The organism is Mycolicibacterium holsaticum DSM 44478 = JCM 12374 (genome assembly GCF_019645835.1).
GTDB classification, from domain to species: Bacteria; Actinomycetota; Actinomycetes; order Mycobacteriales; family Mycobacteriaceae; genus Mycobacterium; species Mycobacterium holsaticum.
Genome location: NZ_CP080998.1, coordinates 1663019 through 1683752, shown reverse-complemented (window position 1 = coordinate 1683752; position 20734 = coordinate 1663019). Strand labels below are relative to the sequence as shown.

Genomic DNA, 20734 nt, shown 5'->3' with positions numbered 1-20734 from the left:
ACCGTTCACCGGGATTGTCCTTCTGCCGGAAGCAGCATTTGCGGCAGCCCGGGCGACGGCGGCACCGGTGCGCCGGGGAACAACGCGGGCGAGGGGGCGGCCGGCAGATGATCTGGAGCCGCGGGTCCTGGTGCCACTGCGAGAGGCAGCCCGTATCCGGGCGGAGGCTCCACATCACCTGCCCCGGTGAAGGCCGACACCACCGGCGGCATCTCCTGCGGTCCGGGATCAGGCTTCCCGTCGCCCGGTGCCAGGGCAGGATCGGTGTAGATGAGGTTCTCCGGGCTCGCCGACTTCCGCAGGTACGGGTTTATCGGCATCGGCACCCCGTTGAAGTTGAGCTGTCGCAGCGCCGGTCCAAGGTATTGCGCGCATAGCTTCGCGGTTTCCGGGCTGGTGATGTTCTCGACGGCACTGATTGCAGAGCAGATGAAGTGAACGGGACTCGAGAAGTTGTTGATCACGAATGCGCCCGAGACGGCACCGGTGTCCGGGTTGTAGATGTTGTATCCGTTGGCGATTCCGTTGGGTGCCACGTGGAGGATGTTCTCGACGCTCAAGCGGTGGTCGACGAGATTCTGCGTGATGCCGGCCAGCCGCTGGATCTGCTCGGAGGTCTGGTTGCGGCTGCCCGCCACGAATCGCTGGACATCTGCGATGGCATCGGACAGATCCGTCAGCGCCGCGTCCAGCGCTGATCTGTTGTCGTTCAGCAGGCTCGACAGCGTGGCCAACCGATCCTGAAAAAGCACGATCTGCTCGCCGCTGTCACGCAGTGCGCTGACGAAAATCTGCAGGTTCTTGATCGTGGAGACGATGTCGCCGCTGCCCTCCGCGAGGATGCGCCCCACCCCGGCCAGCTCAGCCAGGGTTCGTCGTAGCTTGTCACCGTTGCCCCCCATTGCGGTCGCGGCACTGTCGATGAATCGACCTACCGAAGTGCTCGAGACATCCCCTGAAGGGCCAAGTTCCGTTGCCAATCGCATGAGTTGCGTCTTCACCTCACCCCACTCCACCGGCACGGCGGTGCGGTCAACGGGGATCTCGGCGCCGTCGCTCATCGTCGGCCCCGTGTCCTCATACGCGGGCGTGAGTTGGACATAGCGGGCGGCGACGAGGTTGGGGGCGACGATGATGGCGTGGGCGTCCATCGGCACCGGGACGTCACGGTCAACGGCCATGACCAACTTGGTGTGTTGTCCCTGCGGCTGAATGGACTCGATGCGGCCGACCTTGATCCCCACGACACGCACATCATCACCGGGATAGATCCCGGAGGCAGTGCTGAAGATCGCCGTGATCGACTTGGGGCCGTAAAACAACTGCCGAACCACGACGACGCCGGCAGCGATCAGCATTCCTATCAGGCTCACCGCGATGATCCCGGCTGGCCCGCGGCGGTTCACGGCTGCCCCCCGGGGATCGCGGTGAGGGGGATTTCGGGGATACCGTTGACAGGGAAAGGGAATTCAGCCCGCGGGCCCACATTGTCCGGCGGCTGGCCGGCGTTCACGCCCCTGCGGAATCCGAAGGCGTAGTCCAGGAAGGGTTGCAGCATCGGCGGCATCGACATGTTCGGAACGAACGCGTTGTAGATGCTTCCGCTTGCCACGATCTCGCCCTGAGTGATCGAGAATTTCGCCAGCCCGGCCAATGCAGCGCCGATGTCATCGCGGTTCTTCTCCAGCATCGCGGCAACTGCATTGAGTTTTTCCAGAGCGGGAGCCAATTCGCGCTCATTGTCGTGCACCATGCCGGTCAGCTGTTTGGCCACAGCGGAAACATTGGCCAGAAGCTCGATGATCGCGTGTCGGCGGTCGTTGAACACCTCAAGCAGGTCGTTGGCATTGAGGATGAGCGCGTTGATCCGCCGGCTTTGTTCGGAAAGAACCCCGCTCACGTCACTAGCACCCTTGAGGAGATCGCCCAGCAATCCGTTGCGATTGTTCAGCGATTGGGAAAGGCGGCTCAACCCATCGAACGTCGGGCCGAGTTGGGGCGCGACTTGATCGATCGTGGTGGACAACATGTCCAAGGACTGGTTCAGCATCTGCGTGTCAGTACCCGCGACATTGGTGGTGAGCTCCCCCACCGCGTCGGTCAACGAGTAAGGAGACGACGTTTGCGACAGCGGAATCGTAGACAGCGGCCGAAGTGCCTCCTGACCATCGGACTCCAGCGTCAGCTTCCGCTTACCAAGGAGGGAGCCGGTTCGAATATGCGCCGTGGTCTGGGAGCCCAGGGGCACCCTTCCGTCGACAGTGAAGGTCACGAGCGCCTTGCCGCGCTGCAACGAGATATCCTGCACCAAACCCACCTTGGTGCCCGATACGCTCACATCGTTGCCGGGGGCGAGTCCACCAGCTTCGGCGAACAACGCGTGATATCTGACGTCGGTCGCCCACGACAGCAACCGCTCGGGTTGCAGCCCGACCGCGATCGTCAAGATGATGACAACGACTCCGATGACGCCCGCCCTGGGCAAGTGTGATCCGCGGTATTTGAGCATTATTCCTCCGCACACCTCCCCGTCTGTTGCTTGAACCACGGAAATACCGCGGTGCGCCCCTGAAGATCACTGACCCGAACCGTCATGCCGCACATGTAGAACTGGATGAAGCTGCCGTAAGACGCGATACGAACCAACTTGCGGTAGTTTCCTGGCGCCTTTTTCAGCGCTGCTTCCAGGAACGGCAAGTCCTTGTCGAGCAGCGGTGCCAGTCGGGCGAGTTGGTCGACCGTACCGTTCAACGGCGTACGCGCATCGCTCAGTAGATCGGTTAACGATGCCGTTCCGTCCGCGATCGAGTCGATCGCCGAACCGATGAGGTCACGCTCGGCGGACAGCTCGCCGACCAGTTCGTCCAGGCGAGCGATCGTGGCGGAGAATTTGTCGCCTTCCTTCGTCAGGACGGTCAGAAGTGACCGCAGGTTCACGATCAACTGCTCGACCACCTGACCGTTATCGGCCAAGGCATTGGTGAACGACGACGTATGCGCGAAGATCGATTCCACCGTGCCTTCCTGGCCCTGCAGAATGCGGAGCAGGGAGCCCGTCAAGGCGTTCACATCCTGCGGATTGAGACCTTGGACAACGGGTTTCAACCCCCCTAGCAGAAGGTCGAGGTCGAGCGCGGGCGTCGTGAGATCGGATGGGATCCGTGACCCCGCTGGCAGAAGCCGGGTGGAACCGGGTCCGTCGACGAGGGCTAGGAACCGGTCACCGACGAGATTGAGGTACCGAACCGCCACCTTCGTGGCGGTGGTCAACGCAACGCCGCGATCCACGTCGAACGTCACCACCACCGTCTTGTCCGACTGCAGAGACACGTCCCGAACCGTGCCGACCCGGATACCGGCCACCCGGACGCTATCGCCGGCAGCGAGCTCAGACGCGTCGGTGAAGACGGCCGAGAAAGTTGTCACAGCACTGATTCGTTGCTCGCTGAAGGTCACGAAGATTCCGGCGGTGAGCACCACCATCACCACGGTGAAGATGGCGAACTTGGCGACAGTACGACCGTGGCCGCTCACCCCGGTTGTCCGATCTGCGCCGAGTTTCGCGGCGGCCCCTCGATGGGTCCGAAGAGGAATTGCTTGAGGCCGTCCGCATTCAACAGCAGACCTTGGTTTCCATACTTCCAGGGATTGGTGCCGACATCGGCGACCACGAACGGCGGCCTCGATCCGAACGGCAGATTGGGCATGCCGACGTCCGCACAACGCGGCCCACCGGTCGCCGCCACCTTGGGCAGATCCGCCGGGTATCGGTACCGTTCGACGCCGAGGGTGAATGCGGTCGAAATCGTGACCCCGGGCACGGACTCGGGTATGGAGTTGGCCAACGGCAGCAATCCTTGCAAGGAACACGTGAGGGCTTCGTTGTACCGGTTGGTGAGATCTGTCGTGGGGACCAGCAGACGCATCACGTCGGTGAGCGCCTGTCGGTTGTCGCCGAGTACATCGCTTGCGACGTCAGCGAGACCGGTCATGCTCACCAGAAAGGCGTCGAGGTCACGCTCTTCCTCGACGATAGCCTGACTCAAATGCGTTGCGTTCTCCAGGATATCGGTAATTTTTCCGGCGCCGTCGGCGTAGGCTGCCAGCACCTCCGGCGCAACGGCGATATCCCGTTCCAGGTTGGATTGACTCCGGTTCACCTCGGCGAGAAAGGCGCCGAAGTCTTCGACAGTTCTGCCGAAGCGTTCACCGCGTCCGTTCACGGCCGATGAAATCGCTCCAAGCGTCTCATTGAGCTTGGCCGGGTCGATCTTCGACAGCACCGACGACAGCTGCTGAAAGATCGTGTTGATTTCAACCGTGACATCTCCGACATCGAGTGTCTGACCTGCTTTGAGGCTTTGCGACCAAGGTCCGGCCGGCGGAACGAACTCCACAAACTTCGCGCCGAACACGGTTGTCGAGGCGATGTTGACCTCGACATCCGACGGGATCATGTCCAGTTGGCTGGGCTCGATCGCGAGGTGTATCGCAGCCCTTCCCGAAGGCAACGACTCGATGGAGTCGACCCTGCCCACCTGGATACCACGCATCTGCACTTTGGCGTCGGGATACATCATCAGCCCCGCACGGGGCGAAAACACCGTCACCGGTACAGCTTCGGTGAACCCACCCCTGAACAAATGCGCAACCAACACCGCGATACCCACCAGCGCCGCGACGGTAGCCAAGCCTGCTATTGGGCGCGCGACAGGATGCGGCATTGACGCTTCTCCCTCCCGCGGCATCGAGAGTTTGTAGGCCACCGGCTATCGGTTCCGCGGTTAGCTAACCTCAGATAGACGACCGAGTCAACTATTTGTTTGTGAGCAGTTTATCGCTCTCACAAACCTTCAAGTTCGAGTCGTCAGGTGACGGCGCCCAATGTCTTCAGCTCGATGATTTGGTCCCAGCCCAACCCCAGTTCTTCGAGGATCTCGTCGGTCTGCTCGGCGAATTTCGGCGCGGGTCCGGCATTCGGGGCTGTCATATCGAACTGGACCGGGTTGGCCACCAACTCCAGATCGCCGGACTGCACGAGGTATTCGTTGGCCCGTACCTGGACGTCCTGCGCGACCTGGAGCGTGTCCTGTACCGGCGCCCACGGCCCGGTCAGGGTCGAGAACCGCACGGACCACTCGACCAGCGTTCGGGTCGCCATCGCCTCAGCCAGAATTTGCGCGGCCTCCTGCGCATTGGCGGCTATCGATTCAGTGGTGCCGAATCTCGGGTCGTCTGCGAGCCCGGGCAAGTCCATGTGTCGGCACACGTCGGCCCAGAATTTCGTCGGCTGCATCATCACGAACGAGATGTATCGGTTGTCGGCAGTCGGATACAGCCCGACCAAGGGATTGTTCGGCGACCTGTTGGCGTTCGCGGGTTGCGCGACGAGCCGCTGGTTCAGGTGGTTAGTGAGCGAAATCGTGTGGCCCATCGCCCAGACTCCACTGCCCAGCAGGGAAACGTCGATCACCGACGGTTCGCCCGTTCGCTCCCGATTGAGCAGCGCCGCCGCGACTCCCCCCGCAAGGTTGGTACCGGAGATCGTGTCGCCGTATGCAGGGCCCGGCAGGCTGATCATGCCGTCGATCTCCGGCGGTGTGATCGTGGCGGCGGCACCCGCGCGGCACCAGAACGCCGTCATGTCGTACCCGCCCCTGTCGGCCTCCGGCCCCCGAGGGCCGAACGCACTCCCCCTAGCATAGATGATCGTCGGGTTGATCGCGCGGATATCGCTCACATCCATCCCGAACTTCGTACGCGCCTCCGGGAGAAAGCTCGTCAGAAAGACATCCGAACGCCTCACGAGGCCGTGGAGCACCTCGCGACCCTCCGGGATCGACATGTCAAGTCCGATGCTCCTTTTGCCCCGGTTGGCGTTATCGACATTGGGATTGGGCTCACCCTCGACTACCAACGCGCCGATCTGACGCAGGCCACGCTGAGGGTCACCCGTTACCGCGTGCTCTACCTTGGTCACCTCGGCACCCCATTCGGCCAACACCGCGCCCGCCGCAGGCACGAAGCCGTACATCGCTACTTCGAGGACACGGATGCCGTCGAGCGGCTTCACTGAACCGCCACCGCAAAAGTCTTGCGCTCCAAGAACTCCTCGAGCCCTGCGACGCCCATTTCGCGGCCGATGCCGGACTGTTTGTAACCGCCGAACGGACAATCGGGGCCCGAGTAGTCTCCGCCGTTGATGCTCAACGTCCCGGTACGAATCCGGCGCGCCACGGCGACCGCACGATCATGGCTGCCGAACACGCCGCCGGACAACCCGTAGATGGAGTTGTTCGCAATCCTTACCGCATCGTCGTCGTCGTCATAGCCCATGACCACAAGCACCGGTCCGAAGACCTCCTCTTGGGCAACCTCGCTGTCTGGATCTACATCCGTCAACAGCGTGGGCTCATAGAAGAACCCGGGATCAACCTTGTTCCCCCCGGTAACCAGCTTCGCTCCCGCCGACACGGCGCGCCGCACCATACTGTCGACCTTGTCGCGCTGGCGCTCACTGATCAGTGGACCCATGTAGTTGTTGGGATCCGACGGGTCACCAAAAGAGACCATGGCGAAGTTCTGTGTCAGTAGTTCGACGAATTCGTCTATAGTGTTATGCGGCACCAGTATTCGGCTCATCAGCGCACACCCTTGTCCGGCATGCGAGGTAATCATGAAGGTGGCCATCATGGCGGCGCTGGTGAAGTCCGCGTCGTCGAGCACGATCATCGCCGACTTCCCGCCGAGCTCGAGGAACACCTTCTTGAGCGTCTCACTGCCGGCTGCCATGATCCGGCGTCCGGTCGCGGTGGAACCGGTGAAAGTCACGGCATCGACGTCCGGACTCGTCGTCAGCACGGCGCCGACATGCGGATCGGCGCCACTGAGGACGTTTACGACCCCGGCGGGTATCTCGGTGCGCTCGGCGATCAGCTCACCGATGGCCAACGTGACGAGCGGCGTGTCCGGCGCAGCCTTGAGGACGACTGTGCAACCCGCCGCAAGCGCGGGAGCAAGCTTAGCCAACGCGAGTTGGTTGGGGTAGTTGTAGGCGATGATCGCCGCAACGACCCCGACTGCTTCCTTTTCCACCCAACGGTGATGCCGCTGTCCCCGGCTCTCGACCGTGCCGAGGTCTTCTGCGAACGAGTATTGCTTGAGCAGGTCGGCGTAGTAACCGACCACCTTGATCGGATTGTCGAGCTGTGGCCCTTCGGTCAGCATCCGGGTGGCACCGACTTCGGCGATGGTCAATTCCCTGAGCTCTTCGCTGTGCTCCAACAAGGCCTTGTACAGCTGATCGAGGCAACGGACGCGCAGCCCGATGTCACTCGACCACTCAGTGTGGTCGAACGCCCGCCGAGCGGCCGCGACGGCGCCTTCCGCCTCCGCCACAGATGCATCGGGCGCATACCCTACGACCTGACCGTTCGCGGGATTGACCGAGGGAAATGTCAGCCCGTTCTCCGCTCCGACCAATCGACCGTCGATGAGCAGTCGCCGGTCGGCTGTCGGCCTCGGGGAAGTGGCCGTCCCGGTGCTCACGGCGTGCTGAGCTGGCATCATCGCCTCCCGCAATAGTGTCGCGCAGGGCGCGGAAGCGACCCCGCTCCGATAGGGACGCGACCATAACACATATATAGTTGACTAGGTCGTCTGTCTGGGGTTAGCTGATCCAGACGGCAACCCGAATCGGCGAGTGCTCGCCGTTGGGCGGAACGCAGCTACGGCCGAGGGCTCTGAGGAGAAGATTCGTGAAGGTGAAGGTGGATCCAACTCGCTGCCAGGGACACACGCTGTGCGCCATGATCGCACCCGACATGTTCGAGCTCAGCGAAGTGGACGGTAGCTCTTCGGCCGTCACCGACGTGGTACCGACGGATCAAGAAGAGCGGATACGCGAAGCTGCGCAGTCATGTCCGGAACAGGCGATCATTCTCGAGGAGGCCTCGACGGACTCGGCGAAGCAGTCTGATCGCGAACAGGCAATGCAGTAGAGCGCTGATCTGCGAAATGCGCTCACTGCGAGGGGTTTCGAGCTTCGAGGAGAGTCCGATGGCTGCAACCGACACTGAGCGCAGAGCACCCGCTGAACGCATTGCCGTCCGTTGTGTCGACTCCGACGTGCATCCTGTTCCCAGGAGCGGGGAGCTCACGGAATACATCCCGGAACCGTGGCGTAGCAAGTACTTTCTCAGCCGACCCGTCGGCGAGCAGATCTACTACGACGCTCCAGACTATGCCCACGCCCGCGCAATGCGGGTGGACACATTTCCGGCCGACGGAGAGTTCGCCGGCAGCGACCCCGATCTTGCCTTCAAACAATTGATCCTGGAGGCCGGCGCCGACATCGCGATACTCGAACCGATCCACGGCAGTTGCCGGCTGACCGAGGCAACCGCCGCGATCTGTTCGGCCCACAACACCTGGCAAGCCAACCACTGGCTGGATAGCCACAACAACTGGCATCAGCGGTGGCGCGGGTCGATCTGCGTCGCGATCGAGGAGCCGGAAGAGTGCATTCGCGAGATCGAGCGCTGGGCCGGCCACCCCTATATGGCACAGGTTCTCATCAACGCCGAGCCTCGGCCGTCCTGGGGACATCCAAAATACGATTCGATCTGGGCCGCGGCAACCAAACACGACATCACGGTCAGCTGCCACCTGGGCCGTGGCCACCACGAGGAACTTCCGATGCCACCGGTCGGTCTTCCCAGCTACAACCACGACTTCATGGTCACCTACTCACTACTTGCCGCCAATCAGGTGATGAGTCTGATCTTCGACGGGGTGTTCGATCGCTTTCCGAAGCTGCGCGTCGTCTTCATCGAACACGCCTTTACCTGGATCCTGCCGCTGATGTGGCGGATGGACGCCATCTACGAGGCGCGAAGGTCCTGGCTCGACATCAAACGCAAACCCTCTGAATACGTGAAGGACCACATCAAGTTCACCACACAACCCCTGGATTACCCCGAGGATAAGACTGAACTGATTCGGGTCTTGGAATGGATGGAGTGCGACAAGATCCTGCTGTACAGCTCGGACTACCCGCACTGGACCTTCGACGACCCGCGCTGGCTGGTCAAGCATCTGCCCGAGCACGCCCGCGAGAACGTGATGTTCCGCAACGGCATCTCGACATACCAGCTGCCCGATACGGTTCCGGCTCTAGAGGGTCAAGTTCGCGTGCTCTGACTAGACCCCCGAGCCGCAAATAAATAGTTGACTCTGTCGTGTTTTTTAGGTTAAGTGGAAGCCGCAACCCAGGGAGGAGTTCTGTGACCCAGATGGAGGCCAACCCGTCTGCCGATCTTCGGCCGGCGCCGGCCCCAGACGACATCAGCGGCTTTTACTGGAACGCGGCTGCGGAACAACGGCTCGTACTCCAACGGTGCAGCTCGTGCCACACCCTCCAGTACCCGCCCGAAGTATGTTGTCAGCGCTGCCAGGAGCGGAATTTCGAGCTGACGGAGATGTCCGGCCAAGGTGTGATCTATTCGTATGCGGTGGTCGATCGTCCACTGCACTCCGGCTTTCTGAACGCCCTGCCCTATGTCGTCGTACTCGTCGAGCTTGATGAACAACCCGGGCTGCGAATCCTGACGAACCTCATCGATGTTCCCGAAGGCACCGCCGTGTCCTGTGGCATGCGGGTCGAGGTCGTGTACGAGGAGCGAGGGTCAATCACGCTTCCGCAGTTCAGATTGTCCGAGGCAGCCGGATGAGTTCACTAACTCGTCCGGTCGCGATCGCCGGCGTCGGATACTCAGAACTGAGCCGCAAGGGCGAGCCCCATCCGAACTCGCTCGCGCTCGCCGCAGCAACCGATGCGTTGTCGGACGCCGGGCTGCGCGCAGCAGACATCGACGGGATCTTCGAGTACAGGTTCGGACCGGAGTCGCCTGGCGCACAGGACATGGCCCGGCTGTTGGGTGTGCCAGACCTGGCCGCCTTCGCCGACATCATGGCCTCGAACCCGTCCGGACTCGGGGGCGCCCTCGCCGGTGTCATGGCGGTTGCGTCCGGTGCCTGCGAAACGGTCCTCGTGTTTCGGTGCTTGACCAGGGCCGCGGGGCACCAGGGAGGTGTGGCGAACGGACCCGCGACAGTCGGCGGTCGCGACCAATTCCTCACTCCGTACGGCTATCTCGGCGGAGTTCTGGTCAATCTTGCGCTCAAGAAGCGCCGTTGGATGGACGAGTACGGTCGCTCTGAGGAAGACTTCGGTCGCATCGCCGTCAATGCGCGACGTTGGTCGGCACTCAATCCGCGAGCAGTACTGCGAGACGAGATCACGATGGCGGACTATCTGTCGTCGCGGATGGTGGTCGACCCACTTCGGGTACTTGATTGCGACTACCCGGTCAACGGTGCAGTCGCCACAGTGATCACCACCGCCGAGCGCGCGGCGGACCTGCGCCAACCTGCGGTGCTGGTCGAGTCAATGACCTACGGCACCGGACAGGGCGCCGATTGGGTTTTCGGCGTCGACTTCCTCTACGGCGGCATGTTTGATTGTGCCAAGCGCCTGTGGCAGCGCTCTTCACTGACCATGGACGACGTCGACGTAGCTCAGTTGTACGACGGCTTCACGCCGGTGACCGTCGCCTGGATCGAAGCACTCGGCGCGTGCGGCCGAGGCGAGTTCGGAGACTGGGTCGGTGACGGCACTCGACTTGGGCCGGGCGGCGACTTCCCGCTCAACACCGCTGGTGGACAACTTGCTGAGGGCCGCCTTCACGGAATCGGCTTCCTGAACGAGGCTGTCATTCAGCTGCGCGGCCAAACTGGGCGCCGTCAGGTCGCCGGTGCCCGGGCCGCCCTTGTTGCCAGCGGCGTATATCCACAATGCGGCGCCATGGTATTGACTGCATTATGACCGAACACCCCGATGCGCATACACCCGCCGCCGTCACCCCGATGCTTATGAACGGCGGCGATGCCGTCTGGCGTGCACTGCCCCGGCGTAACACCCGAAAGGTGTCGCACCTGCTCGCCGACGACCTTCGGCGCCAGATCCTCAGCGGCCAGCTCGCCGCAGATCAGCAGCTCCCACCGGAAGCCGAACTCACGGCGGGTCTACAGATCTCTCGCGAGACACTGCGCGAGGCGCTGCGGATCCTCGAGTCCCAGCAGCTCGTCGAGATCAGGCGCGGCCGTGGTGGCGGCGCGGTGGTCCGCCGACCCGGATTGGACGCGGTTGCCCGATATGTGGCGTTGTTACTGCAATTGCGCAAGAGCACCCTCGCTCATCTGGAAGAAGTGCGCACGGTCGTCGAGCCGCCGGCCGCCGAATTACTCGCTGCACAAGCCGGATTCGAAGACATCGAGACCTTGGTCGAGCTCCACGATGCGGAACGAGCGGCCGACGGTCCGCTGGCTTTCGTTACCGCGATGTCGGCCTTCGACCAAGCGGTCATCGACCTGTCCGGCAACCGCACCCTCGCCGTCATCGCCGGTGTCTTCCGTGACATCTACGCCGGGCAGGTCTACTCCTCGATCGGCAGGACCGATAGCTCGTCAGCGGAGCAGATTGCTCGGCGCGTGGTTGTCAGCCATAGTGCGTTCCTCGACGCGGCCAGGCGTCGCGACGGATCGTTAGCTCAAAACACCTGGAGTGACTACCTTTACACTACCAACCGAATGCTGTTCAGCCGCAACATCAGCCGCCAGCCGATCGACATGGCGCCACTCTGGCGGGCCCAGGCCGGGCGCGACAGCGGTGAATCAGCACCCCGTCGTGCGTCGGTGGTAGCCACCGAGATCAGAGCCCGCATCGCCGAGGGACAGCTCGGCGAAGGCGACCGTTTGCCATCCCTGGCAGGGCTGGCCACCGAATTCGACATATCGCGGCCGACACTTCGCGAGGCGTTACGCATCCTCGAAATGGAGTTTTTGCTCGACCTGCGCACCGGTGACCGCTCCGGGGCCACCATTCGCACGCCCACCACTCGCGTCGCATCCCAACTGGCCGGCATCGTGCTGGAAGCGCGTGGCACCACCCTTGCCGATTTCTACCGCGCACTTCGGCTCATCGAACCGTCGATCATGGGTCTGGTCGCTTCGCGAATCGGCGCCAAGCAGCTCAACGCGCTCAAGGCGGTGAACACCGAGCTCGCCGAATATTGCGATGATACTGGGCGTTTCGTCACGGCGTACCGGGAGGCGGAAATGGTCGCCTTCTCTGCCGTCAAGAACCCCGCCCTGACCGTGATCGCCGAAATCCTGCACTGGGTCCGGGTTGCCATCGAGCCGGGTGTCACCGCCGACGTCAAGGGCCTACCGGGGGTGACTCGAACGAACCGGCGCGCCCAGAAGCTTTTCGCCCAGTTCGTCGACGCCGCAGCGGAACACGATTCCCCTCGCGCCACCGCGGTCTGGTCGGAGGCCCTGAAGGCCAACGCGCCGTGGGCCGAGGAGTCCGAGGTCAGCCGACGACTGATGCTCGACCTGAAGGGATGACTTACACGCTTCGTTCCAATGCGGGGCGCGACCGAAGATAAGGAGAACGATGAACGTCGACGATCTGGTCTTGGTGAGCGTGGACGATCACGTGATCGAGCCGGCCCATATGTTCGAGGGACGGGTGGCAAAGAAATACGAGGACAGGGCTCCGCGATTCATCCGCCGCGATGACGGCACGATGGCCTGGGTTTACGAGGGTCAAGAGATCCTCAACCCGGCGCTCAATGCCGTGGCGGGGCGCCCCCCAAACGAGTTCGGCATGGAGCCCACCAGCATCGAGGAGATCCGGTTGGGCTGCTACGACATAGACGCCCGGGTCAAGGATATGAACGCCAACGGCGTACTCGGCTCGATGTGCTTCCCGTCCTTCCCGCGGTTCTGCGGCCAGCTGTTCATGGACACCGCGGACAAGGAGCAAGCCGCAGCGATGGTGCGGGCCTACAACGACTGGCACGTCGAGGACTGGGCCGGGACGCATCCCGGGCGAATCATTCCCTTGGGACTCCCAATGATGTGGGACCCCGAAGCGTCCGCCGCTGAGGTACGGCGCCTCGCCGCGCGCGGCTGCCATGCCGTGACGTTCTCCTCCAGCCCCTACGATCTGGGGCTACCTAGCATCTACAACGAGCACTGGGATCCGTTCTGGGAGGCCTGTGCCGACGAGGGCACGGTCGTGTGCATTCATCTCGGGTCGAATTCGGCTCCACCCATGACCTCACCCGACGCGCCCATCGAGCTCATCTACACGTTGTCACCGATCGGATTGTTCTCGGCGGCCGCCGATCTGCTTTGGAGTCCGGTCTTCCGCAAGTTCCCATCACTTCGCATTGCGCTATCCGAGGGTGGCACAGGTTGGCTGCCGTACTTCTGCGAGCGAGTTGACTACATCTACAAGCACACACGCCACTGGAGCGGGATGGATCTCGGTGATCGCCTGCCGTCCGAGATCTTCAAGGAGCACGTGATCTTTTGTTTCATCGACGATTTCGTGGGTATCGAGAACCGTCATCACCTCAATATCGACAACATCACCTGGGAATGCGACTATCCGCATTCGGACACCACGTGGCCGCTGGCTCCGGAGGTCCTGATGAAGTCGCTCGTCGACGTCCCTGACGACGAGATCAACAAGATCACCCACCTCAACGCGATGCAGCACTTCCGGTACGACCCGTTCGCGCACATTCCGCGTGAGCAGGCAACGGTGGGAGTACTGCGCGCTCAGGTCGGCGACTGGGACATCAGTGTCAAGTCGGTGAGCGAGCTGCGTACCCCCATCGCCTCGTCGGAGCGGGCGTTCTAGATGCATCTGCGCGACAAGGTCGTCGTTATCACGGGATCGGGTAGCGGCATTGGCGAGGCGTGCGCTCAGCGGTTTGCCGCTGAAGGTGCGAAGGTCGTTGTCACCGACCAGAATTCAGACGGTGTCGATCGGGTCTGCAAGACGGTCGACACCGTGGGGCTGGCCTGTGACATCACCGTTGAGGACAACGTCCGCGCCGTTGCCGACCTGGCCCGCCGAACCTACGGCGAAGTCGACATCTGGTTTAGTAACGCCGGTTACACGGGTCCGGCTCAGCACGGCACCATCGCCGATGACGAGCTGTGGGATGTGAGCTGGCGGCTGCATGTGATGTCACACGTGTACGCCGCCCGAGAAGTACTGCCTGCGATGCTCGAACGTGGCGATGGTTACCTCTTACATACTGCCTCGATCGTCGCTTTGGCGATACACCCGGACAAGCCCGCCTACTCCGTGACCAAGAAGGCCGCTCTCGGCTTTTCGGAGTGGCTTGCGGCCACGTACCGCCCGAAAGGAATCAGAGTGTCGTGCTTCTGCCCCGGGCCGATGCTGACGCCGATGCTGTTGGGCGACGGAATACCCGCCGACCATCCGATGCTGCAAGAGGCCGCAACGCCGGAACGGGTCGCGGACCGCTTGGTCGGTGCAATCGATGCCGAGCGGTTCCTCATCGTGGATTCGATTCTCGGTCAGGATCTCCTGAGCGCTAAAGCAACTGACTACGAGCAGTGGATGTCGTCCATGGAACAAACTAGCTGACTCGGTCTTGACCGACATCTTACATCCACAACCATCTGACCACCTGACCGGCGAAGGAACCCCCATGACTGACAAGTTCATCCAGATCGTCTTCTCGAATCCGTTGGACGGCAGGGACGACGAATTCAACGACTGGTACGACAACGTCCACATACCGGACCTGCTCGCGATCCCCGGCATGCTGTCGGCGCAACGCTATGACCTCAAGAACGCCGAGATCTACGACATGGAGGGCGGCACAGCGCCAGAGCACCGCTACGCGATTATCTACGAGATGGAGGGCGATGTCGACACCATCCTGAACAAGATTCAAGACGGTGTGACCGCAGGAAAGATCACTATGGCCGACTGCCTCGACATGTCCAGCTGGCGACTGTCATTCTGGGCACCTCGCGGCCCCAAAGCGACTGCTTGACACCGAATTCCGATCTCGTAGGAGTACTTCATGAATACCCCGATCAACGCCCACCGGCTGAGCCGATGGCTCGACGAACATGACGTGGCAGGCTGGGGTGAGGTGCCTGCACTGCAGCAGCTTTCGGGCGGCTCGCAGAACGCGCTCTACGTGATCGAGCGCGGCGGTCACCGGATGGTCATGCGCATGCCGGGTGAGAGCGCCGACGAGCGGCGATTGGCCGATCTGCTTCGCGAGATCCGGCTGGTGCGCGCCCTGTCGGGTACCGACGTCCCCCACGCCGAATTGATCGCCGCAGACGAGACGGGTGAAGTGCTGGGCAAGCCGTTCTATGTCATGGCGGAGATCGACGGGTGGAGCCCAATGGACAGGGGCTGGCCGGCACCCTTTGACACTGACTTGGAGGCCCGACGCGGACTCGCATTCCAGTTGATCGAGGGCGCCGCGAAGCTGGCACGGGTTGATTGGCGGGCACAGGGCCTCGAGGGCTTCGGCCGGCCGGACGGGTTCCATGAACGTCAGGTTGACCGCTGGTTGTCGTTTCTCTCGGGCTTTCAGGTTCGTGAGCTGCCGGGGCTGGATATCGCCGCCGATTGGCTTCGCGCCAACCGTCCGGACCAATTCACGCCAGGCATCATGCATGGCGACTACCAGTTCGCCAACGTGATGTACGCCCATGGCGCTCCTGCCCGGTTGGCCGCATTGGTGGACTGGGAGATGACCACGATCGGCGACCCACTGTTGGATCTCGCCTGGGCGGTCCTCGGATACGACGGCGAAGAACCTAAGACCGATTTCTACCTTCCAATGGAGGGCATGCCGCCCCGCAGCGAACTGCTGGAGCACTACGAGAACATCAGTGGCTTGCCGACCGATAACCTCGACTACTACTTGGTGCTGGCCAACTTCAAGATCGGGATCGTGCTGGAACGCACCTATGCGCGCAACGTGACCTCTCCCGACGGCGATCGAGAGGTCGCCGACGCGTTCGGCTCAATGGTGTTGCAGTCCGTCGCCACCGCTGCCGAGACGGCGCGGTCACTGGCGGGCCGCGTCGGATGATCGCGACAGCGAAACCATGGGGTTGACCTTCGGCTACCTCTACGACTTCAGGAATCCGGAGCCGTGGCGCCGACCGTGGCACGAGGTCTACCGAGAGACGCTCGACGTCGTCGCATGGAGCGAGACCGTCGGCTTCGCTGGCGCCTGGGTACCAGAACATCACGGTGCCGAAGACGGGTACCTGCCGACACCGAATCTGGCGCTGGCGGCGATGGCGACAAGGACATCGAACATCCGCATCGGGGCGGCGGTCGCGATCGCGCCGCTATACCACCCCGTGCGCTTCGCGGAGGAATGCGCCGTGCTCGACATCCTCTCCGACGGGCGGCTGGAGACTGCGTTGGCGATCGGATACCGGCGGCGTGAGTACGACATGCAGGGCAAGCGATTCACCGATCGCGGCGACCATCTCGACGAGTTCCTTCACATCGTCCGCGCGCTCTGGGCTGGCGAGACGGTCACTTTCGCCGGGCGGCACTACACCGTGAACGAGGCTCGGATCATGCCACCGCCGCGAGGGCGGATCCCCCTGTACGTCGGCGGATTCACCGATCGAGCACTGGACCGGGTGGCCGCCTACGCCGACGGCTACCTCGGGAACGAGGAAATCTGCGATCTCTACCTTGAGAAGCTCAGACAACGTGGAAAGGATCTCGACCGTGCGGCGATTCGCATTCCGGGGATCTTTGTGACCGTCGCCGAAGATCCCGAGCAAGCCATGGAGGAACTGGCACCCTATTACCACCACGTCTTCTCCAGCTACCGGGTATGGATGAACGAGGACAACGCGATAGGTATGGAAAACGCCAGCTTGCAACTGGCGATGGACGTCGATGGCTTCAAGCGAAGTGGCATCTTGCAGATCATGACCCCCGAGCAGGCTGTCGGCCATTTCAAAGCGATGCAGGATCGCATACCGCTCGAGCACTTCATGATGATGCGTCCCCCCGGGCTGCCGGCGGAGCGGTTCGTCGAATACGCGCAACTGTTCGCGGACAAAGTGATACCAGCTTTCAACTAGGCCCGGTCAGTTAGGCGACCGGCCGCAGCAGCGCTCAGCCCAATATCGGGAAGCGGCGTTCGGCGGCCAGTTCGTCAAGCGCCGCCTGCATGACGGCTCGGACGTGCAGATCCACCGCGTCGATATCGGGATCCGTGCCGAATTCCGCCACCACGTCGATGGGTTCGAGCACACGCATGACGACCTTGGCGGGCAGCGGCAGGTTCGGCGGGAAGATCATGGACAAGCCGAACGGGAAGCCGATGCTCAGCGGCAGGATCTCCATGCGCGCGCGGGTCAGGCCCAGCAGGCGGGCGATCGAATCGCCACGGGCAAGGAACAATTGGGTCTCCTGCCCGCCGATCGACACCATCGGCACGATCGGCACCCCGGTCTCGATGGCCGTGCGTACGTAGCCCGTCCTGCCGTTGAAGTCGATCACGTTCTCGGTGAGGGTGGGCCGGTACGCGTCGTAGTCCCCGCCGGGAAATACCAGGACGACTGCGCCGGATCCCAATGCCGCGGCGGCGTTTTCACGGCTGGCCTCGATCGCGCCTGCGCGGCGTAGCCAGTCGCCGACGTTGCCGAGGAATACCCCGTAGTGGGCCAGGGTGTGCACGGGACGGTCGAAACCGAACTTGTCGTAGAACGCCGGCGCGAAGATCAGCACGTCGGGGGTGAACATGCCACCCGAGTGGTTGGACACCACCAGCGCACCGCCGGCTTGCGGGATCGACGCCAGACCGCGAACCTCCGCGCGGAAGTACCGCCGTGCGACCGGGCCGACCCAGTTGGTGATTCGTCGGGTGAACTCCGGATCCCACTTGGCGACCTCTGGGTTGTCCGACCTGTTGCTTGCCATGTCGTTTATTTCCCGCATCTCAAGGTCGTCCAAACCGGTCGGATTGACCGGTCGCCGGTAGTGAAATGCTACTCTCCGAAAAAGAGAATGCGATGACCCCGAGGAGATCCATGTCCGACGCGGTGCTCGTCACCGGAGCCTTCGGCCTCGTCGGATCCGCGACCGTGCGCCGACTGGCCGAGTTGGGCCGGCCGGTGGTGGCCACCGACCTCGACACCCCTGCCAACCGCAAGGCGCAGACGAAGCTGCCCCGGCACGTCGAGGTCCGCTGGGCCGACCTGACCGATCCCACCCAGGCACAGCAGTTGATTTCCACTGTCGCACCCGCGGCGATCATTCACCTCGCGGCGATCATCGCGCCGCCGATCTACCGCAACGCGAAACTGGCGCGCCGGGTCAACGTGGATGCCACGGCCACGATCGTTGGCCTCGCCGAAGCGCAACCGACCCGGCCCAGGTTCGTGCACGCGTCGAGCAACGCGGTCTTCGGCGCGCGCAACCCCCACCGCACTCCGTCGCCGCTGACGGTCGACGACCCGATGCGCCCCTGCGACGTGTACAGCGGACAGAAGGCCGAGGGCGAGCAGATCGTGCGGTCATCGCGTCTGGACTGGGTGGTGTTGCGGTTCGGCGGGGTGCTCAGCACGGACCTGTCGGCGCTGCCGTTCAGTACCGACGCCCTGTTCTTCGAAAGCGCACTGCCCACCGACGGCCGGCTGCAAACCGTCGACGTGCGCGACGTCGCGTGGGCATGCGCGGCGGCGACGACGGCCGACGTCGTGGGTGAGACTCTGCTGATCGCCGGGGATGAGTCCCACCGCCTGCGCCAGGGTGACGTGGGACCTTCGCTGGCCGCGGCCCTGGGATTATCCGGTTTGCCGACCGGTCGGCCGGGCAATCCGCACAGCGCCGAGGACTGGTTCGTCACCGACTGGATGGACACCACCCGTGCGCAGGAAGCCCTCCAGTTCCAGCACCACTCGTGGCCCGACATGCTCGCCGAGTTGCGGGCCCGGGCGGGGTGGAAACGCTATCCGGGCCGGCTGATCGCCCCGCTGGCGCGGGCGGTCATGAAGCGCCGCGGGGCGTACTGGAGGCAACCGGGGCAATACGCCGATCCATGGGGAGCGATCCGGCGCAAGATGGGCGATCCGGCGTGGGATCGTCCCCGCGATCTGTCCTGACGGCATAAGGTCGCGCCGTGGAGAGTTTCGACGGACGCGCCGCGGTCATCACCGGAGGCGCCAGCGGGATCGGCCTTGCCAGCGCACGAGAATTCGCCCGTCGGGGCGCGCGGGTGATGCTTGCCGACATCGACCGGGCCGCGCTGGACAGCGCGGTGGCCGAACTGCGCGGTGACGGTGTCGACGCCCACGGCGTGTTGTGCGATGTGCGCAAGCTCGACGACGTCACGCATCTGGCCGACGAGGCCTTCGCAGTGTTCGGCGAGGTGCACGTGGTGTTCAACAATGCGGGCATCGCCTACGCGGGGCCGATCGCGCAGGCCAGCCACGACGATTGGCGCTTCGTCATCGACGTCGACCTGTGGGGTCCGATCCACGGGGTCGAGGCGTTTCTGCCGCGCCTGATCGCCCAGCAGGCCGACAGCCACATCGTGTTCACCTCGTCGTTCGCCGGGCTGATCCCCAACGTCGGGTTGGGCCCGTACTGCGTCGCCAAGTACGGCGTCGTCGCGCTCGCCGAAACCCTGTCGCGCGAGGTGCGTGCCAACGGGATCGGCGTCACCGTGCTGTGCCCGATGATCGTCGAGACCAACCTGCTGGCCAACACCGAACGCGTGCGCAGCGAGGACTACGGTCCGCCCACCCCGTCGCCCGCCGACACGGTGCAGCAATTGGCGTCGGACCCGACCGACGACTCGGTGCTCAACGTCGACGACGTCGCGCGGCTGACCACGGACGCGATCCTGGCCAACCGGTTGTATGTGCTGCCGCACAAGGCCTCACGGGACTCGATCCGGCGCCGCTTCGCGCGCATCGACCGCACCTTCGAGGACCAGGCCGCCGAGGGCTGGGCTCACTGATCCGGTGGACCCAGCGTCGGCCTCCCGGTCTGCGGATGGTGATACCAGCCGCCCGCCGCGTGTGTCCCGCCGTCGACGTGAATCGTCTGCCCGGTGATGTAGCCGGCCAACTGCGACGCGAGGAACACTGCGGCACCGGCGATCTCATCGACATGGCCGGGACGGCCCATCGGAATTCCCGGTGCGTGGTCGGCCCGCACCGTCCCCTGCGACAACTGCATCAACCCCTCGGTCAACGTCAGGTCGGGCGCCAGCGCGTTCACCCGGATGCCGTGCGGCGCCAGTTCGAACGCCGCGGTCTGGGTGTAGTTGATGACACCGGCCTTGGCGGCTGCGTACGCGGCGTAACCCGGGGCCGCGCGGACCCCCTCGATCGACGTCACGTTGATGATGCTGCCGGGCAGTTGCGCGTCCACCAGGCGGCGCGCGATCCGCTGCGTGCACAGCAGGACATGGCGAAGGTTGCTCTTGTACAGCGCGTCCCAACCGTTCTCGGTGGTATCCAGCAGCGGTGAGGAGAAGGTGCCGCCGGCGTTGTTGACGAGGATCGACACTTCGCCGAGTTCGTCGACGGTGCGCGCCAGCGCGGCGTCCACCTGGGCGCTGTCCCGCACGTCGGCGATGATGCCCAGCGCACCAAGGGTTTCCGCGGCGGCTGCGCAGGTGTCGGGGTCGCGCTCCCAGACCGACACCGACGCGCCGAACGCCGCGAGCCCTTCGGCGATGCCCTTGCCGATGCCGGCTCCCCCGCCGGTCACGACGGCGACGCGACCGGTGAGCAGGATGTCGGCTGGATCGATGGCCACGGTGCTGAGGCT

20 protein-coding genes are annotated in these 20734 nt (G+C 63.5%); 12 read left to right on the top strand and 8 right to left on the bottom strand.

Annotated features, from left to right (window positions below):
* Positions 1-5: 5 nt before the first annotated feature.
* The 6 genes from K3U96_RS08155 to K3U96_RS08130 all read right to left on the bottom strand — a co-directional run bounded on the left by K3U96_RS08155 (position 6) and on the right by K3U96_RS08130 (position 7566).
* On the bottom strand, positions 6-1406 hold the full coding sequence (locus tag K3U96_RS08155) for an MCE family protein (RefSeq protein ID WP_220692660.1): 1401 nt from the start codon (positions 1404-1406) through the stop codon (positions 6-8).
* On the bottom strand, positions 1403-2509 hold the full coding sequence (locus K3U96_RS08150; RefSeq protein ID WP_220692659.1) for an MCE family protein: 1107 nt from the start codon (positions 2507-2509) through the stop codon (positions 1403-1405). Before K3U96_RS08150 ends, K3U96_RS08155 begins: the two co-directional genes overlap by 4 nt.
* Complete coding sequence (locus K3U96_RS08145) at positions 2509-3534, bottom strand: MCE family protein (RefSeq protein ID WP_220692658.1); 1026 nt, start codon at positions 3532-3534, stop codon at positions 2509-2511. The genes K3U96_RS08150 and K3U96_RS08145 overlap by 1 nt, the downstream gene beginning before the upstream one ends.
* Positions 3531-4724 (bottom strand): MCE family protein, encoded by a 1194-nt coding sequence (locus K3U96_RS08140; protein WP_220693445.1) that lies wholly within the window; start codon positions 4722-4724, stop codon positions 3531-3533. Before K3U96_RS08140 ends, K3U96_RS08145 begins: the two co-directional genes overlap by 4 nt.
* Positions 4725-4867: 143 nt before the next feature.
* A complete protein-coding gene (locus K3U96_RS08135; RefSeq protein ID WP_220692657.1) occupies positions 4868-6073 on the bottom strand; it encodes a CaiB/BaiF CoA transferase family protein in 1206 nt (401 codons plus the stop codon).
* Positions 6070-7566 carry an aldehyde dehydrogenase family protein gene (locus tag K3U96_RS08130; protein WP_220692656.1) on the bottom strand — a complete coding sequence of 499 codons (1497 nt, stop codon included), beginning with the start codon at positions 7564-7566 and terminating at the stop codon, positions 6070-6072. The genes K3U96_RS08135 and K3U96_RS08130 overlap by 4 nt, the downstream gene beginning before the upstream one ends.
* A 191-nt stretch (positions 7567-7757) precedes the next feature.
* On the opposite strand from K3U96_RS08130, the gene K3U96_RS08125 reads away from it, so the two are divergent.
* The 10 genes from K3U96_RS08125 to K3U96_RS08080 all read left to right on the top strand — a co-directional run bounded on the left by K3U96_RS08125 (position 7758) and on the right by K3U96_RS08080 (position 17031).
* Complete coding sequence (locus K3U96_RS08125) at positions 7758-8000, top strand: ferredoxin (RefSeq protein WP_220692655.1); 243 nt, start codon at positions 7758-7760, stop codon at positions 7998-8000.
* Positions 8001-8058: 58 nt separating this feature from the next.
* A complete protein-coding gene (locus K3U96_RS08120; RefSeq protein ID WP_220692654.1) occupies positions 8059-9201 on the top strand; it encodes an amidohydrolase family protein in 1143 nt (380 codons plus the stop codon).
* A gap of 92 nt (positions 9202-9293) precedes the next feature.
* A complete protein-coding gene (locus K3U96_RS08115) occupies positions 9294-9731 on the top strand; it encodes a Zn-ribbon domain-containing OB-fold protein (RefSeq protein WP_230982487.1) in 438 nt (145 codons plus the stop codon).
* Entirely contained in the window at positions 9728-10885 is a 1158-nt protein-coding gene (locus K3U96_RS08110; protein WP_220692652.1) for a thiolase C-terminal domain-containing protein, read from the top strand. The genes K3U96_RS08115 and K3U96_RS08110 overlap by 4 nt, the downstream gene beginning before the upstream one ends.
* Positions 10882-12468, top strand: coding sequence for a FadR/GntR family transcriptional regulator (locus K3U96_RS08105; protein WP_220692651.1), 1587 nt, complete (start codon positions 10882-10884; stop codon positions 12466-12468). The genes K3U96_RS08110 and K3U96_RS08105 overlap by 4 nt, the downstream gene beginning before the upstream one ends.
* A 49-nt stretch (positions 12469-12517) precedes the next feature.
* Positions 12518-13774 (top strand): amidohydrolase family protein, encoded by a 1257-nt coding sequence (locus tag K3U96_RS08100; RefSeq protein WP_220692650.1) that lies wholly within the window; start codon positions 12518-12520, stop codon positions 13772-13774.
* Entirely contained in the window at positions 13775-14533 is a 759-nt protein-coding gene (locus K3U96_RS08095) for an SDR family NAD(P)-dependent oxidoreductase (protein WP_220692649.1), read from the top strand.
* Positions 14534-14597: 64 nt separating this feature from the next.
* Positions 14598-14948 (top strand): DUF4286 family protein, encoded by a 351-nt coding sequence (locus tag K3U96_RS08090; RefSeq protein ID WP_220692648.1) that lies wholly within the window; start codon positions 14598-14600, stop codon positions 14946-14948.
* Between the two features lie 30 nt (positions 14949-14978).
* A complete protein-coding gene (locus K3U96_RS08085) occupies positions 14979-16010 on the top strand; it encodes a phosphotransferase family protein (protein WP_220692647.1) in 1032 nt (343 codons plus the stop codon).
* A gap of 16 nt (positions 16011-16026) precedes the next feature.
* Entirely contained in the window at positions 16027-17031 is a 1005-nt protein-coding gene (locus K3U96_RS08080; protein WP_220692646.1) for an LLM class flavin-dependent oxidoreductase, read from the top strand.
* A 34-nt stretch (positions 17032-17065) separates the two neighbouring features.
* Here the strand turns inward: K3U96_RS08080 and K3U96_RS08075 are convergent, their stop codons facing one another.
* Complete coding sequence (locus K3U96_RS08075; protein WP_220692645.1) at positions 17066-17872, bottom strand: lysophospholipid acyltransferase family protein; 807 nt, start codon at positions 17870-17872, stop codon at positions 17066-17068.
* A 110-nt stretch (positions 17873-17982) separates the two neighbouring features.
* On the opposite strand from K3U96_RS08075, the gene K3U96_RS08070 reads away from it, so the two are divergent.
* Complete coding sequence (locus tag K3U96_RS08070) at positions 17983-19056, top strand: NAD-dependent epimerase/dehydratase family protein (protein ID WP_220692644.1); 1074 nt, start codon at positions 17983-17985, stop codon at positions 19054-19056.
* 17 nt (positions 19057-19073) lie between these two features.
* Complete coding sequence (locus K3U96_RS08065) at positions 19074-19916, top strand: SDR family NAD(P)-dependent oxidoreductase (RefSeq protein WP_069406728.1); 843 nt, start codon at positions 19074-19076, stop codon at positions 19914-19916.
* Here K3U96_RS08065 and K3U96_RS08060 read toward each other — a convergent pair.
* Positions 19910-20722 carry an SDR family NAD(P)-dependent oxidoreductase gene (locus K3U96_RS08060; protein ID WP_220692643.1) on the bottom strand — a complete coding sequence of 271 codons (813 nt, stop codon included), beginning with the start codon at positions 20720-20722 and terminating at the stop codon, positions 19910-19912. The genes K3U96_RS08065 and K3U96_RS08060 overlap by 7 nt on opposite strands.
* Between the last annotated feature and the right edge of the window lie 12 nt (positions 20723-20734).